This is a genomic window from Vagococcus fluvialis bH819, from assembly GCF_900163795.1.
Lineage (GTDB): Bacteria > Bacillota > Bacilli > Lactobacillales > Vagococcaceae > Vagococcus > Vagococcus fluvialis_A.
Genome location: NZ_FWFD01000015.1, coordinates 502,319 through 518,936 on the forward strand (window position 1 = coordinate 502,319; position 16,618 = coordinate 518,936).

The window sequence follows — 16,618 nt, forward strand, 5'->3', positions numbered from 1 at the left end:
CTTGTTTGAGTAATTTTTAAATTGTACAATTAGGAGAGTAGATAAAGAGGAGCGAAAAAATATGTTATTAGGATCACACGTAAGTATGAATGGAAAATCAATGTTATTAGGCTCAGCAGAAACAGCTGTTAATTACGGGGCTAATACGTTTATGATCTATACAGGAGCACCACAAAATACTAGAAGAAAACCAGTAGAAGAATTAAACATAGAAACAGGTTTGTCATTTATGTCGGAACATAATTTAGATATAAAAGACATAGTCGTCCATGCTCCATATATTATTAATTTAGGTAATACCATTAAACCACAAAATTTTGGTTTTGCAGTTGATTTTTTACGACAAGAAATTGAACGAGTGGAGGCAATTGGAGCAACTCAAATAACACTTCATCCAGGCGCACATGTGGGTGAAGGTGCTGATAAAGGAATTAAACAAATTATTAAAGGCTTAAATGAAGTGTTAAGACAAGATCAAGTACCTCAAATAGCTTTAGAAACAATGGCGGGAAAAGGAACTGAAATCGGACGTTCATTTGAAGAATTAGCTGAGATTATTGCAGGTGTTACCCATAATGATAAATTATCTGTCACATTAGATACTTGTCATATTAATGATGCAGGTTATAATGTACGCGAAGATTTCGATGGTGTCCTAGAAGAGTTTGATAAAATTATTGGTTTAGATCGCTTGAAAGTTGTTCATGTTAATGATTCTAAAAACCCACAAGGTTCGCACAAAGACCGTCATGCAAATATTGGTTTTGGAACGATTGGATTTGAGGCGTTAAGTCATGTCGTTCATCATCCACAATTAGAAAAATTACCTAAGATTTTAGAGACTCCTTATGTAGGAGAAGATAAAAAAACAGCAAAAGCTCCTTACGCCTTTGAAATTGCTATGCTAAAAGAAAATAAATTCAATCCTGATTTACTAGATTTAATTACAAATAGTTAATAAAAAATAATAATAACCCTTTTCTTTTAAAGGTTTATCTAGTAAAATATAGAATTGTGAGATTAATAAATTAGTGGAAGGAGTGTCGAAAAATATGAATACAGGATTAATTATATTATTCATTGTTATTGCATTGTTAGTTGGTGCAGTAGGTGGATTCTTTTTCGCTAAAAAAACATTCGAAGATCAATTAGAAAAAAATCCTCCCGTTAATGAGGATATGTTACGTATGATGATGGCTCAGATGGGGCAAAAACCTTCAGAGAAAAAAATTCGTCAAATGATGCAAAATATGAAACCTCAAAATACTAAAAAGAAAAAATAGTGTTTTGTTACATTTTGTTTCAAAATTACAGTCAAGAAACGGGTGCTTTTTTGCACCTGTTTTTTTGTCGTCAAAAAAGGAGTGAAGAATTTGGATATTTTTAAAAAATTATCTTGGTTTTTTAAGGAAGAAAAAAAGAATTATTTTATCGGAGTTTCAACATTAATATTAGTAGCATTCATTCAATTAATTCCACCTCGTGTGACAGGAATTATTGTAGATAGTGTGGCAGATAAAACGTTGACTGCTCATAAATTAACCATTTGGATTATTATACTAGTTGTTTCAGGATTTGTTGTTTATGGTCTCCGTTATTTATGGCGTAAACATATCTGGGGTGGTGCCGCTAGATTAGAGAAACTGATGAGAAGAAGATTATTTCATCATTTTACAAAAATGGATCAAGTGTTCTATCAAAAATACCGGACAGGGGATTTGATGGCACATGCAACAAACGATTTAAATGCGATTCAAAACGTTGCAGGAGCAGGAATTTTAACTTTTGCAGATGCTTTTATTACTGGTATTATCACCGTTGTAGCGATGATGATGTTTGTTGATTGGCGTTTAACATTGATTGCCTTAATTCCATTTCCATTATTAGCTGTCCTATCAAGTAAATTAGGCAATAAAATGCATGAAGCGTTTAAGGATTCTCAAGGAGCCTTTTCAAAACTGAATGATAAAACACAAGAAAGTGTTACAGGTATTAAGGTTATTAAAACGTTTGGTCAAGAACAAGAGGACATCGCTGATTTTGAAGAAAAAATTAAGTATTCTATCCAAAAAAATACCAAAGTTAATAATTTAGATGCCTTATTTGATCCGCTAATTACACTAATTATTGGGTTATCTTATATCATTTCTATTATTTTAGGTGGTTATTTTGTATCTAACGGAACTATTTCCATCGGACAACTTATTTCTTTCTTTAACTATATTGGTATGTTAGTGTGGCCGATGTTTGCGATAGGTCGATTTTTTAATGTGGTTCAAAGAGGAAATGCGAGCTATGATCGTGTCTCAGATTTGATGAATGAAAAATCTAATATTCAGGAAATGAAAACGGGCATTAGTAAAAAAGCTACTGGTGATTTGGTGTATCATGTAGAATCATTTACATATCATGATGATACACAAGCGACACTAGAAAATATTCATTTTGAAATAAAAGAAGGGCAAACTTTAGGTATTGTTGGTAAGACAGGAGCAGGAAAAACAACTATTTTGAAATTACTAATGCGTGAATATGATAATTATAATGGTAGTATTTCAATTAATAAAAATCAGCTTCAAGATTACACATTAGACGCTTTACTTCACTCAATTGGCTATGTTCCTCAAGATCATTTCTTGTTTTCAATGACTGTACGAGATAATATTCGTTTTGGAGTGCCCAAAATATCTCAAAAAGAAGTTGAAAAAATTGCTATTGAAGCAGCAGTCCATGAAGATATTCTAGGATTTTCAGAAGGATACGATACGATGGTAGGTGAACGTGGCGTGTCACTTTCAGGAGGTCAAAAACAGCGGATTTCAATAGCTAGAGCTTTATTAGTTGAGCCAGAACTACTTATATTAGATGATGCACTATCTGCAGTGGATGCTAAAACTGAAGAACAAATTTTAAGTAATCTACGGGAGTCAAGACAAGATAAAACAACCATTATTAGTACCCATCGTTTAAGTAGTGTGATGCATGCTAATGAAATTATTGTCATTGACCAAGGGAAAATTATCGAGCGTGGAACCCATGAATCATTAATTAATCTAGATGGTTGGTATAAAAAAATGTATGATCATCAACAATTAGAAGATAAAATTGAGGGAGGTGTTAGATAATGGAAGAATCAAAATCAGGATGGGCAAAATCTTTCACAATGAAAGAACAAATAGCGATTATTAAACGATTGCTAACTTTTGCTAAGCCGTTCAAACGGGATTTTATAATAGCTTTAATTTTTGCTGTGTCTTTAGCAGTTGTTAACATCGTGTTGCCAAAAATTTTGCAAGTTTTTATGGATCAACATTTAACAACGGGGGACACAACTTTAAATATTATTTTATATTTTGCAGGTCTCTATGCTTTAGGTATAATATTTAAGGCTATCGTTTGGTATGGTCAGTGGGTGTTATATTTTAAAGGTTCTCTAAAAACTTATCAGTCAATTCGTGTGGCTCTTTTTAAGAAATTACAAGGGCTTGGTATGCGTTATTTTGACCAAACACCAGCAGGATCAATCGTTTCAAGAGTAACCAATGATACGGAAACATTATTTGAATTTTGGTTAGTCTTTTTAATGGTATTATCAGCCTTCTTTGGAGTTGTTGCTTCATTTTCAGCTATGGCATTTATTAATGTAGAATTAACATTAATTTGCTTAATATTTTTCCCGATTTTAATTATCATCATTTGGTATTATCAAAAATTTAGCTCGAAAATTTATCGAGGTATGCGTGAAAAATTAAGTAATTTAAATACTAAACTGAATGAATCGATTTCAGGTATGTCAGTAATTCAATATTTCAGACAAGAAAAACGCTTAGAAGAAGAATTTGAAGCAAGTAATGATGATTATCTGCAATCTAAATATATGATGATTAAAACAAATTCTTTATTATTAGCACCGATTATTAATCTATTATTTGCTCTGGCGACTGCTTTAGTTCTTAGCTTTTTTGGATTTGATGCACTTAGTTCACCAGTTGAAGTTGGATTAATTTATGCTTTTATTTCATACATTCAACAATTTTTTAATCCTATGACTAACATGATGGATTTTTTAAGTACTTTTCAAGATGGTGTAGTTGCGGGGAGCCGAATTATCACAATTTTAGATCATGAAGAGTTAGTACCTCAACAGAATTCAGGAGCTAATGCGAAAGTAACTGACGCAAAAATTGAATTCAGAAATGTCACGTTTTCTTATGATGGCAAACAAAATGTCTTAAACGATATTAGCTTTATTGCCAACCCAGGTGAAACTGTTGCTTTAGTTGGGCATACTGGAAGTGGAAAAAGTTCGATTATTAATATTTTGATGCGTTTTTATGAATTTTATGATGGTCAAATTTTAATAGATGATATTGATATCAAAAACTATTCCATGGAAGAATTACGAGAAAAAATGGGCTTAGTACTTCAAGATGCTTTTATGTTTTATGGAGATATTGCAAGTAATATTCGCCTCTTGAATCAAAATATAACAGATGAGCAAATAATAAATGCGGCTAAATTTGTTCAAGCAGATAAGTTTATCAATACATTACCCAATACTTACCACGCCAAAGTATTGGAAGGCGGCTCTAGTTTTTCAAGTGGACAAAGACAATTAATTTCATTTGCAAGAACGATTGTTACAGATCCTAAAATATTGGTTCTAGACGAGGCGACAGCAAGTATTGATACAGAAACAGAAACCTTAATCCAGCAAGGTCTAGAAAAGATGAGAGCTGGACGAACAACTATCGCTATAGCCCACAGATTATCAACAATCAAAGATGCTAATTTAATATTAGTTCTTGAAAAAGGTCATATTGTGGAACGAGGAAGTCATGAAGAATTAATTACTCATGAAGGGCTGTATTACGATATGTATCGATTACAAAATAATCAGGTTTAATTATAAAAAGAAAGTAAGTCATGAGGCTATGATTTACTTTCTTTTTTTTTATGTGCTAAACTGACATCAGAATAAGTTGAAATAATTAAATCTAGCTTATTATCATTTTTAAAGTATAATAACAGTAATATGCTCAAAAAAGGGTGGGGAAAATGACAACTTTATCAGATGTTGCCAAAAAGGCTAATGTATCAAAAATGACTGTTTCTAGGGTAATTAATCATCCGGAAAAAGTAACAGATGAATTAAAAGAATTAGTATTTAAAGCGATGAAGGATTTAGATTATAAACCTAATGTAGCAGCAAAAGCTTTAGCGAATAATCGAACACAAGTTATCAAATTTTTTATTTTAGAAGAAATCGATACAACTGAGCCTTATTACATGAATTTGTTGATGGGGATTTCTAAAGAACTTGATAAACATCAATATTCTTTACAACTTGTCACTGAAAATAGCTTTGATTTAGGTCAAAGCGACGGTTATATTATTACGGGAATGAGAGATGAAGATTATCCTTGGATTGAAAGACTAGAAAAACCTTTTGTCTTATTTGGTGAAAATCGCTACGGGTATGATTTTGTTGATACTGATAATGCTAAAGGAACAGAACTTTCAACTGAACATGCCATTGCTCAAGGATATGAAAAAATTGTCTATGTAGGCATTGATGTGAAGGAGCCTTTTGAATTTTCAAGAGAGTCTGGTTACATTAACACGATGCAAAGATATCAAAAAGTTCCTGAAATTGTAAGATTTAATAATCGATCACATTTTTCATATCAATTTATTTCAGATAAATTTTTAAGATATCCTAAAAAAACGGCTTTTGTCTGTAGCAGTGATCGATTAGCGATTGGAATCGAACGAGGGCTTCAAGCAAGTAAAGCAAAAATTCCAGAAGATTATGGTGTGATTGGCTTTGACGGTGTATTTTTAGATCAAATTGCCTTTCCAAAATTAACAACAGTTAAACAATCCGTTTTTGAAATGGGAGCTGCCTGTGCAGATATGTTATTAAATAAAATTAAACAAAAAGGAGCGCCTCAAGGTAATCAATTGTTTGAAGCTTCCTTAGTTGTTCGTGGAAGTACTAAAAAAAAGATAGCTGACTAAGTTAAAAGCCATTCAAGATGAAAGTTATCTTGAACGGCTTTTTTTAATTACTCGGACTTTTTTTAGCTAAATCTCGTTGTATTTTAATATAATCAATACAGAGGATGTTGCGCTGAGTCCTATTTTTCAAAAATCAGAAGCAAAGGCAAAGCTAAAAAATCCAAAATTGAAAGGCATCGTTAGCCACTCAACAGGGGTGCAATTTGATTATAAAGAAGCTTACATCGAATAAAATATAGAATAAGAAAGTACAAAAAGAGGGTGATACCGTATTTAAGTGGAATTGCTCTCTTTTTGTTAACGTTAACAAGCATTTATTAGTTGAGTTATTTTGTAACATTTCATAGACTATGAATGAGCTTACAAAGGAGGGGAAAAGTATGACTGAAAATTGGTGGGAAAAAGCAATCGTCTACCAAATTTATCCTAAGAGTTTTAAAGATACGAATAATGATGGTATCGGAGACTTACAAGGGATTATAAAATCGTTAGATTATATTAAAGAACTAGGGGTTAATACTCTGTGGTTAAATCCTATTTTTATTTCACCACAAGTTGATAACGGTTACGATATTTCGAACTATTATGCGATTGATGAAATATTTGGAGATATAAGAGATGTGGAAGAATTGATTAACGAGGCTCATAAGCGTGATTTGAAAATTATTTTTGATTTAGTTTTAAATCATACGTCAAGTCAACATCCGTGGTTCCAAGAGGCTTTAAAGGGACCGGACAATTTGTACCGAGACTATTACCTTTGGGCAGATGAACAATTAGATGGCTCCTTACCTAATAATTGGGAATCATTCTTTGGTGGTTCGGTTTGGGAAAAAGACTATAAGAGTGATCAGTATTATTTCCATTTATTTGATAAAGAAATGCCTGATTTGAACTGGGAAAATCCAGAAGTGATGAAATCAATGATTGATATCGCTAAATTTTGGTTAGACAAAGGAATTGATGGATTTAGATTGGATGCGTTTATTCATATGATCAAATCTAAATTTTCGTTCCAAGTTGCAAACGTCTCCAAAGGTGAAATAGCCATAGCAGAAGAATATTATGCGAATCTACCAGAAGTAAAACATTACTTATCAGAATTCATCTCAGCCATCAAACACATTAAACCAGATTGCTTTATTTTAGGTGAAGCAGCTTCTGCAACACCTGAGTTGGCAGATAGTTATATTAGGGAAGATTTGTGTGGCGCAGTGATTTCATTTGATCATTTTGATGAGAAAATAATTGGTGATGATGAGAGAATACCAGAAGGTTTAGAAGAAAGAGCCATTGATTCTAAAAAAATGAAAGCAAACTTATCAGCTTGGCAAGAAGCATTAACGCCTAATAAGTACCCAACACTTTATTGGAATAATCATGATATGCCAAGAGCAGTATCCAGATTTGGTGACGATGAACTTTACCGAGATAAGAGTGCGAAAGCTTTGGCAACCGGAATGTACTTGTTAAAAGGGATTCCAGTGATTCTTTACGGAGAAGAAATTGGCATGAAAAATTTAGCAGTTGATAGTGTGGACACTTTCCAAAGTCCAAAGGCTGTTAGACAACATATCCAGTTACTTGAATCAGGCTTTTCAAAGGCAGAGTCTTTAGGGATTATTGCTTCAGTTAATAAAGAAGCAAGTCGTGGTGTGATGCAGTGGAACAAGAGTGATTTTGCTGGCTTTTCAACTAAAGCAAGTTGGATTGGTGAAAATGTGGAAGAAAAGTACAATGTTGAATCTGAATTAAAAGATGAAACAAGTATTTTAAGATTCTATCAAAAACTACTTAAATTAAAACAAGAAGATATCTTCTCTTTAGGAGATGTTGAATTTTTAGAAAGTTCAGATCAATTATTAGCATACAAAAGAACTTATGAAGATCAATCTGCAGTAGTATTAGTTAATTTAACTAATGAAAAAGTTGAGACACCTGAATGGTTGGCTCAATACAAAGATTGGCAAGAAGTTCTTAGTTCAGAAGTCGAAATGGATGAAAAAGAACTCTTACCATATACATATATCGTATATAAAAATTAGAAAATGGGGAATTTTAAGACATGGAAAGAGCAGCATTATTACATAGACCAGATAGCGAATACGCTTATTTATTTGAAAAAGACGTGATGCACATCCGTTTAAGAACAAAAAGAAGTGACGTGAAAGAAGTAAAGATTATTAAGGGAGATCCTTACTTAATTAATGAAGACAAATGGTACAAAGAATCAGAAAAGATGACTTTAGTGGCAACAACTGAAGATTACGATTATTATCAAATCGCAGTGGGCGCTGAATTTAGACGTATCCAATATGCGTTTGATATTGTAGGAGCAGATGGAGAAGAAGTTTTTTACGGAGATCGCGGAATTTTTGATTTATCAGAATCAGTGATTGAAAAAGCTGAAAATTACTTCAGAATGCCATTTTTCCAAGAAGTTGATCGTTTCAAAGCGCCTGAATGGGTAAAAGAAACAGTTTGGTATCAAATTTTCCCAGAGCGCTTTGCTAATGGAGACACATCAAATGACCCAGAAGGAACATTACCATGGGGCAGTCAATTACCAGGTCGTGAAGACTTCTTTGGTGGAGATCTTCAAGGTGTGATTGATCATTTAGATTATTTAGTTGATTTAGGGATAAACGGATTATACTTCTGTCCAATCTTTAAAGCGTCATCTAACCATAAATATGATACAATCGATTACTTTGATATTGATCCAGACTTTGGAGACAAAGAAACATTCAAAAAATTAGTAGAAGAAGCCCATAAACGTGGGATTAAAATCATGTTGGATGCGGTCTTTAACCATACAGGATACTATGCACCACAATTCCAAGATGTTGTGAAGAATGGTGAGAACTCTCAATACGCTGACTGGTTCCATATTAATAGCTTCCCAGTAGAAATTGGGACAAATGGTAACTTTGAAGGAGCCAAAACATTATCATACGATACATTTGCCTTTACACCAATGATGCCAAAATTAAATACAGCTAATAAAGAAGTTCAAGATTACTTATTAGATATTGCCACTTACTGGGTGAGAGAATTTAATATTGATGCATGGCGTTTAGATGTGGCTAATGAAGTCGATCATCATTTCTGGAAAAAATTCTACGACGCAACAACTGCGTTAGATAAAGATTTCTATATTTTAGGAGAAATCTGGCATTCTTCTCAAAGTTGGTTACAAGGAGATGAGTTCCACGGTGTTATGAATTATGCTTTTACAGAAACAGCGACAAACTTCTTCGTTAAAGATGCGATTTCAGCAACTAAAATGGCCAGTGGTTTGTATGAACAATTAATGTTGTACCGTGATCAAACCAATCAAGTGATGTTTAACTGTTTAGATTCTCATGATACAGCAAGATTACTACATATTTCTGGTGAAAATAAAGATATTGCTAAGATGGCGTTAATGTTTACTTTCTTACAACAAGGATCTCCTTGTATCTATTATGGAACAGAAATTGGTATGACGGGAGCTAATGATCCAGATTGCCGTAGATGTATGGTTTGGGAAGAAGAAAATCAAGATTTAACCTTCTTAGCATTCACTAAGCAACTGGTTGCATTAAGGAAAGAAAATCAAGCCATTCTTTCATACGGTAATTTAACGTTTGAAACATTAAATAATGAAGATAAATATGTAGAATTTACTCGTCAAACAACAGATGGAAAAATTAAAGGCTTCTTTAATAAAGGAAATCAAGACCAATTAGTGTCAAGTGATGTCGAGATATTAATGAGTCAAAATGTTGAAAAAACAGAAGCAGGTTATGTTATCTCTGAAAATGGTTTCATCGTTTCTAAATAATTGAAAAGGTGTTAACGGTAACATTGTAAAAACGGTTGCATTGAAAGCCGTAACAGCATAATCTAAGGGTGTAAAGAAAATACATAGGAGGCTTTCTCAATGAAAAAAGGATGGAAACGCTTTGGTCTAGGTTTAGTTGCAGCATCAGCAGTATTAGCATTAACTGCATGTGGTGGAGGCAAAGATAAAAAAGACGAAGGTAAAAAAGATGATACATTAGAAGTATCAGTAGCAAAAGGCTATGTTAAATATGTAAACGAAATCAAAGGTGACTTTGAAAAGGAAAATGGTATTAAAGTAAAAGTTATCGAAAAAGATATGTTCGAACAATTAGATGCGTTATCTCTTGATGGACCTGCTGGCAAAGCACCTGACGTAATGATGTCAGCATTTGACCGCTTAGGACCTTTAGGGTTACAAGGACATTTAGCAGAAGTTAAATTAAGTGATGACTCTCATTATAATGATACAGATAAAAAACAAGTAACAGTTCAAGACAAACAATATGGTTCACCGGCTGTTATTGAAACATTAATTATGTACTATAATAAAGATTTGATTAAAGAAGCACCAAAAACATTTAAAGATATTGAAGAATTAGCAAAAGATGAAAAATATGCCTTCAAAGATGAAGAAGGAAAAAATACAGCTTTCTTAGCTAAATGGACTGACTTCTACTTTGCATACGGATTAATTTCTGGTTATGGTGGTTATACATTTGGTAAAGATGGTACTGACCCTAAAGATGTTGGTTTAAACAACAAAGGTGCGGTTGAAGGTATCCAATATGCAACTGATTGGTTCCAAAAAACTTGGCCAAAAGGTATGATGGATGTTAAAGCGGCTGGTGATTTTGTGACTAACCAATTTACTGGTGGACATGCTGCAGCAATCATTGATGGACCTTGGGCAGCTGCTAACTATAAAGATGCTGGACTTAACTTTGGTGCTGCTAAAATCCCTACATTAAACAATGGTAAAGAATACGAAGCGTTTGGCGGCGGTAAAGCATGGGTAGTAAGTAACTATTCTAAAAACAAAGAAATGTCACAAAAATGGTTAGACTACGTAACAAACGATAAAAACCAAGAAGCATTCTACAAAGCGACACAAGAAGTTCCAGCTAACAATAATGCTCGTGAAGCTGCAACTAAAGAAAATAACGAATTAACTACTGCTGTTATCGAACAATACAAAAACTCTAAACCTATGCCAAATATTCCAGAAATGGCTGAAATTTTTGCTGGTGGAGAAAACTTAATGTTTGATGCTGCATCTGGTAAGAAAACTCCTAAAGAAGCTGCTGACGCTGCAGTGAAAGTCATTACAGAAAATATCGAACAAAAATACGGCGAATAAGGAGTTAAATCGGCAGAGCATATAAAAAACTCTGCCGATTTCTTTTATAGATAAGGAGAAAGACAATGGATACAAATCAAAAAAAGAAAGACGTTAAAAAAGCAACGCTTCTTTCAATTATTCCAGGTTTAGGCCAAATTTATAATGAACAAAAGTTTAAAGGATTTATTTTCTTAGGCGTTTTTGCATTATTCATCGTAGAATTATTTACATTTGGTTTATCGGCATTTGAAGGCTTTATCACATTAGGAACAGTTCCAGTAGAAGATCATTCATTATTTCTATTAATAGAAGGAACATTACAAATTATTATTACTGCAATTTTTTTGATTTTTTACGTGATTAATCTTCGTGATGCACGTGCTGTTGCAAAAAAATGGAATAATGGCTTAAAAGTTAATACAACTGCAAAAGCAATTATGGAAAATGTTTTAGATGATGGTTTTCCTTATCTTTTAACATTACCGGCCTATCTAGTTATGACAGTTGCTATTATCTTCCCTGTTTTAGTAACATTATTTATGGCATTTACAAACTATGACTTCAAACACATTCCACCTGCAGGCTTAATTGACTGGGTAGGAATCAAGAACTTCTTTAGTATTTTCTTCTTAAGTTCATATCGTGCAACCTTTGGAGCCGTATTTAGTTGGACCGTTATCTGGACAGTTTGTGCATCTACTCTACAAATTGTTTTAGGTGTTTTAACAGCGGTTATTGCGAATCAACAGTTTATTAAAGGTAAGAGACTTTTCGGAGTTATTTTCTTACTTCCTTGGGCTGTACCAGCATTTATTACAATCATGAGTTTCTCTAATATTTTCAATGATAGTATTGGAGCAATCAACACGCAAGTTATTCCGATGATTAATCACTTACCATTTGTAGATATCAGTGCCATTTCATGGAAAACTGACCCATTTTGGACAAAAGTTGCGATTATCATGATTCAAGGTTGGTTAGGTTTCCCTTATATTTATGTTATGACAACAGGGATTTTACAATCAATTCCTGGTGAATTATATGAAGCAGCTAAAATCGATGGTGCTAATGCGATTCAACGTTTTAGAACAATCACATTACCAATGATTCTATTTGTAGCAGCTCCAATTTTTGTCACTCAATATACAGGTAACTTTAACAACTTCTCAATGATTTACTTATTCAATAATGGTGGACCAGGTAGTGTCGGTGGTGGCGCTGGTTCAACAGATATCTTGATTTCTTGGATTTACAAATTAACAACAGGTAACGCTCCGCAATATTCTGTGGCAGCAGCTGTGACGTTAATTATTTCATTTATTGTAATTAGTATATCAATGATTGTCTTTAAGAAAACAAACGCTTTTGATATGGAGGGCAAATAAAATGAAGAAAACACACTCCGTAAAACGTACTAGATCTTTATCTCATTTCTTTACGTATTTATTCTTAATTGTCTTAGCAGTAATCGTAGTTTATCCAATTTTAATTACGGTCAGTACAGCGTTTAAAGCTGGAAATGTTAGTGCATTCAGTTTAGATTTTAACAGTGAATGGACACTTAATAACTTTAGTCGCTTACTGAATGAAACGCTTTATGGTAGCTGGTATATCAATACATTAATAATTGCTATCTTCACAATGGTGTGTCAGGTAACAATTATTACTCTAGCAGGTTACACTTACAGTCGTTATCGTTTCGTTGGTCGTAACAGTAGTTTAAAACTTTTCTTAATCGTTCAAATGGTTCCAACAATGGCAGCTTTAACAGCCTTCTACGTTATGGCATTATTACTTAACGCGCTTGACCAACCTTGGTTCTTAACCTTGATTTATATCGGTGGTGGGATTCCAATGAACACATGGTTAATGAAAGGTTACTTTGATACTGTGCCAATTGATTTAGATGAATCTGCTAAATTAGACGGTGCGGGACACTTTAGAATTTTTGCTCAAATTGTGTTACCATTAGTAAAACCTATGATTGCTGTTCAAGCGTTATGGGCATTCATGGGACCTTTCGGTGATTACATGTTAGCTAAATTCTTACTACGTTCACCAGAAAAAATTACGGTTGCCGTTGGACTTCAAACATTCATCAGTAACTCTAAAGATCAACAAGTGGCCTTGTTTGCCGCAGGCGCAATTTTAATTGCTTTACCAATCACAGTGTTATTCTTCTTCTTGCAAAAAAACTTTGTATCAGGTTTACTTGCTGGAGGAACAAAAGGATAGGAGTTTTTCAAAATGAAGTCAAGTCAATTCCCAGTTACTTATTTTGCTAATTGTTTTTCAGCTAAAAAAATGTTTTTAAATCGTCGTGAGTTAAAAATATGGCAAATGCTGATTGTAATTATCTTTTTAATTTTTATGTTATTAAATCCGGTAGCGATTAATGCGAATAACTCTCCAGAATTCAAATTAGATAATATTATGCCAGATTTAACTAAACAAGTGTCTGAATCAAAATTCGAAGAGATTAAACAAATCACATTTACAGACAATAAATTAACTGAACAAGAATCACAAAAACTAAGTAATGAGATTTACTTAAATACATCTAAAAAGGATTTTGAAAAAGTAAAGACAGGGCTTAATTTTGAAAACGACAAGTTGGTTATGAAAGATGAAAATGGCTTATCTTTTGAATTAAGATACACAGACGATTGGAATTTCGAAAGCTTTTCAAGTGTTAAAGATTTTGAAAATTGGTTAAACAAAGAATGGAATGCTCAAAATGCGCCTTATCGTATTTTAAGTATGACGATCTTAGTTGCTGTCCTTGTTTTAAGCAGTACCTTATTTTTAGTGTTCGGAACAGCCTTTTTCATATGGTTAACGAAAAGAAATCATATTTCATCGATCAAATCATATAAAGAATCCTTGAACGTAACACTTAACTCACTTTTCTTGAGTACACTTATAGCAACGATTATCGGCTTGATTCATTATGATATTACCTTAATGATGACGATACAAGCATTTGGTTTAGCGATTCAAGTGTTAATAATTTTTGCTAAAACAAAATTCAATGATAACTTAGCAGAAGGTAAACCATTTAAATAAAATAAAAAAGATTTAACAGTTAGGTCATTAGCTGTTAAATCTTTTTTTAGTGAATACCGTGTATAATAAAAATGTAAACCTTTTTTATTTAGGAGGAAAAACTATGAAGAACAATGAGGACATTCTACTAAAAGTAACCAAAATTGTTAAGTATCATAAGAGCGGACTCCTTGGAGGCGAGTTAATGCCAGAGGATGACAACCCTGGTTATAGCGTGAATAGTAAAGAAAACTACTTATATTTTACATTACCTATGGCGCTTAATTATCAAAGAAGTGCCTATGCTTTATGGAAAAGCGCTTATATAACGGCAATAGATAATGATACTTCAGATGTTTTTATGCCAGAGAAAGTTTTGTTGATGAGTGATTACGAACTTCAAGAAAAACTCGTAAAGCATAAAGTTGCTTTGCAAAAGAATAAACAGACTTTAATTTGGCGGACGCTATGTGAAACGTTAGTTGAATTGTTTGACGGTGATGTGAAAGAACTTTTTAGAATAAATAACAATAGCATATTAGAAACAAAAAAATATATGCTCAGCAAAAAAAAGAAATTTCCATACCTATCAGGTAATAAAATAATGAATTATTGGTTATACATAATGACGTTGTATACAGATATAAAGTTTAGTGATAGAGAGAATATTACAGTTGCCCCAGATACAAATGTGATTCAAGCTAGCTTGAAATTAGGTGTTATTGATGAAGAGGAATATAAGAAGGCTAAAGTTCAACAGCTCGTAAGTGTGAGGTGGGAAGAAATACTTTTAGAAAGTTGTTATGATCCTATTGATATTCATACTCCTTTATGGCTTTGGAAGAGAAGTGGATTTAAATACTTTGATAAACTATAAATCGATAAAAAAGATAATTCTGATTAGTTTTCAGAATTATCTTTTTTGAATAAATAGTAAGCAACTTCAAAAAGCGCAAATTATTTTTATTTTTTTCCAGTTGCTTGTAGTTAACTGCCTTTTTTATCACTCTTATTATTCATAGACATCCATTTCAAATATCAATCCTAGTGCAATTAATATTGCGACAAGTGATGTCCCTCCCTGACTTAAAAAAGGAAGTGGAATACCAGTTAAAGGTAATAATCCGATGGAAGCGCCGATGTTTTCAAAAGTTTGGAAAACTAACATGAAAACAATACCGACACAAATATAAAGATTAAATTTAGAATTACTCTTTAATCCGGCGTAGAGAATCTGGAAAAACAAGTAGAAGTAAAGAATAATAACTAATGAAGCGCCAACGAAACCGTATGCTTCACCAACAAAGGTGAAAATCATATCTGATTCTCTAACAGGTACATAAACCTGAACGCCACTGGCTCCTTTGCCAAATGTCCCACCAGAACCCATTGCAACCAGACCTTGAACTTGTTGATAAGCAATTCCGTCAGCATATTCAAAAGGATTGCGCCATGCTTTGACACGATTTAATTGGTACTGCTTAAAATGCAAGGAGGCTAAAACATCATTCCCAAACTCAGTAAAAACAAGGATAATCAAAATGGTTCCAAGAATGGCTAAAATAGAAGCTAATGTTGCGAGTATTTTCCAATCAATTCCCACAGCGATTAAAAGTGCTCCAAGAACGCAAACGAATACGAGAGAAGTCCCAAAATCTTTTTGCATAAACATCAGAGCGTATAAAGGTAAACTAAACAGAATTAATCTTTTGATGAGATGCAGATCAGTTTTAACTGTTTTTTCTTTGGTTCTCATATCGTACTTGATTAACTCTTTTGAGATAAATAAAATATACGAAATTTTAGCAAGCTCAGAAGGTTGAAACTTTATTCCAGCGATATCAATCCAACGTTTAGTATTTGTTAAATTATACATGGTAGCATCATAGAAAAAATAAAGTGACAACATGAGAAGCAGAGAAAATAGGTATATCCAGGGAACTAATTTCCAAATAATCTTCTTATTGATAAACTTTAAAGCAAACATGCAAGCTAAGCCAATCAAGACAAAAGCCATTTGTTTAATGGCTTGATTGATGGCAGAGTAATCTTCATAGGTTGCAACCCAATACTGTAGCCAAATACTTAGAAGTAGCATTAAAAAAATTGGTAAAAATAATCCATAATTAATTGATTGTTTTTGTATGTACTTTGATCGTCTTTGTGACAATAACATCACCCTTTAAAATAAATTTAAAATTCCGTTTATAAATCTACCATTATTTGAATGATAAAAGTAAATTTCAAACTCATTTTAAATAAAATTTAATAAAATTTGTTTTTCTGACTCAAATAGAGGCCGATATCGTCCCAGTTTTAATTTAACAGGGTATTTACTCAATAAAAATCCCCCCTAAAGTTAGATTTTTACGTCTAACTTTAGGG

General features: G+C 32.9%; 13 protein-coding genes. 12 read left to right on the forward strand and 1 reads right to left on the reverse strand.

The genetic code is table 11. The features are described 5' to 3' along the window. Positions 1-61: 61 nt before the first annotated feature. The 12 genes from FM121_RS11940 to FM121_RS11995 all read left to right on the forward strand — a co-directional run bounded on the left by FM121_RS11940 (position 62) and on the right by FM121_RS11995 (position 15,110). Positions 62-958, forward strand: a complete 897-nt coding sequence (locus tag FM121_RS11940) for a deoxyribonuclease IV (RefSeq protein ID WP_086952386.1) — start codon at positions 62-64, stop codon at positions 956-958. Positions 959-1,052: 94 nt separating this feature from the next. Further along, entirely contained in the window at positions 1,053-1,283 is a 231-nt protein-coding gene (locus tag FM121_RS11945) for a YneF family protein (protein ID WP_086952387.1), read from the forward strand. A 90-nt stretch (positions 1,284-1,373) separates the two neighbouring features. Further along, positions 1,374-3,125 (forward strand): ABC transporter ATP-binding protein, encoded by a 1,752-nt coding sequence (locus FM121_RS11950; RefSeq protein WP_086952388.1) that lies wholly within the window; start codon positions 1,374-1,376, stop codon positions 3,123-3,125. Continuing rightward, entirely contained in the window at positions 3,125-4,906 is a 1,782-nt protein-coding gene (locus FM121_RS11955) for an ABC transporter ATP-binding protein (RefSeq protein WP_086952389.1), read from the forward strand. Before FM121_RS11950 ends, FM121_RS11955 begins: the two co-directional genes overlap by 1 nt. Positions 4,907-5,058: 152 nt before the next feature. After that, positions 5,059-6,021 carry a LacI family DNA-binding transcriptional regulator gene (locus FM121_RS11960; RefSeq protein WP_086952390.1) on the forward strand — a complete coding sequence of 321 codons (963 nt, stop codon included), beginning with the start codon at positions 5,059-5,061 and terminating at the stop codon, positions 6,019-6,021. Between the two features lie 380 nt (positions 6,022-6,401). Further along, the gene (locus FM121_RS11965; protein WP_086952391.1) at positions 6,402-8,066 is read left to right on the forward strand and encodes a glycoside hydrolase family 13 protein; all 1,665 of its coding nucleotides are present in this window, start codon (positions 6,402-6,404) and stop codon (positions 8,064-8,066) included. Between the two features lie 20 nt (positions 8,067-8,086). Then, entirely contained in the window at positions 8,087-9,847 is a 1,761-nt protein-coding gene (locus FM121_RS11970; RefSeq protein WP_086952392.1) for a glycoside hydrolase family 13 protein, read from the forward strand. Between the two features lie 99 nt (positions 9,848-9,946). Continuing rightward, positions 9,947-11,206, forward strand: coding sequence for an extracellular solute-binding protein (locus tag FM121_RS11975; protein ID WP_086952393.1), 1,260 nt, complete (start codon positions 9,947-9,949; stop codon positions 11,204-11,206). A gap of 65 nt (positions 11,207-11,271) precedes the next feature. Continuing rightward, positions 11,272-12,573 (forward strand): sugar ABC transporter permease, encoded by a 1,302-nt coding sequence (locus FM121_RS11980; RefSeq protein WP_086952394.1) that lies wholly within the window; start codon positions 11,272-11,274, stop codon positions 12,571-12,573. Position 12,574: 1 nt separating this feature from the next. Beyond that, a complete protein-coding gene (locus FM121_RS11985; RefSeq protein ID WP_086952395.1) occupies positions 12,575-13,423 on the forward strand; it encodes a sugar ABC transporter permease in 849 nt (282 codons plus the stop codon). Between the two features lie 12 nt (positions 13,424-13,435). Further along, a complete protein-coding gene (locus tag FM121_RS11990) occupies positions 13,436-14,254 on the forward strand; it encodes a DUF1189 family protein (RefSeq protein WP_086952396.1) in 819 nt (272 codons plus the stop codon). Between the two features lie 103 nt (positions 14,255-14,357). After that, on the forward strand, positions 14,358-15,110 hold the full coding sequence (locus FM121_RS11995) for a hypothetical protein (protein WP_086952397.1): 753 nt from the start codon (positions 14,358-14,360) through the stop codon (positions 15,108-15,110). A gap of 135 nt (positions 15,111-15,245) precedes the next feature. On the opposite strand, the gene FM121_RS12000 is transcribed toward FM121_RS11995, so the two are convergent. Then, positions 15,246-16,331, reverse strand: coding sequence for an FtsW/RodA/SpoVE family cell cycle protein (locus tag FM121_RS12000; protein ID WP_373385086.1), 1,086 nt, complete (start codon positions 16,329-16,331; stop codon positions 15,246-15,248). Positions 16,332-16,618 lie beyond the last annotated feature (287 nt).

What these genes read in the sequence shown, in the direction of transcription:
- FM121_RS11940 (WP_086952386.1), top strand. Translation starts at nt 62, where the DNA reads ATGTTATTAGGATCACACGTAAGTATGAATGGAAAATCAATGTTATTA.
- FM121_RS11945 (WP_086952387.1), top strand. Translation starts at nt 1,053, where the DNA reads ATGAATACAGGATTAATTATATTATTCATTGTTATTGCATTGTTAGTT.
- FM121_RS11955 (WP_086952389.1), top strand. Translation starts at nt 3,125, where the DNA reads ATGGAAGAATCAAAATCAGGATGGGCAAAATCTTTCACAATGAAAGAA.
- FM121_RS11960 (WP_086952390.1), top strand. Translation starts at nt 5,059, where the DNA reads ATGACAACTTTATCAGATGTTGCCAAAAAGGCTAATGTATCAAAAATG.
- FM121_RS11965 (WP_086952391.1), top strand. Translation starts at nt 6,402, where the DNA reads ATGACTGAAAATTGGTGGGAAAAAGCAATCGTCTACCAAATTTATCCT.
- FM121_RS11970 (WP_086952392.1), top strand. Translation starts at nt 8,087, where the DNA reads ATGGAAAGAGCAGCATTATTACATAGACCAGATAGCGAATACGCTTAT.
- FM121_RS11975 (WP_086952393.1), top strand. Translation starts at nt 9,947, where the DNA reads ATGAAAAAAGGATGGAAACGCTTTGGTCTAGGTTTAGTTGCAGCATCA.
- FM121_RS11980 (WP_086952394.1), top strand. Translation starts at nt 11,272, where the DNA reads ATGGATACAAATCAAAAAAAGAAAGACGTTAAAAAAGCAACGCTTCTT.
- FM121_RS11985 (WP_086952395.1), top strand. Translation starts at nt 12,575, where the DNA reads ATGAAGAAAACACACTCCGTAAAACGTACTAGATCTTTATCTCATTTC.
- FM121_RS11990 (WP_086952396.1), top strand. Translation starts at nt 13,436, where the DNA reads ATGAAGTCAAGTCAATTCCCAGTTACTTATTTTGCTAATTGTTTTTCA.
- FM121_RS11995 (WP_086952397.1), top strand. Translation starts at nt 14,358, where the DNA reads ATGAAGAACAATGAGGACATTCTACTAAAAGTAACCAAAATTGTTAAG.
- FM121_RS12000 (WP_373385086.1), bottom strand. Translation starts at nt 16,331, where the DNA reads ATGCTACTTCTAAGTATTTGGCTACAGTATTGGGTTGCAACCTATGAA.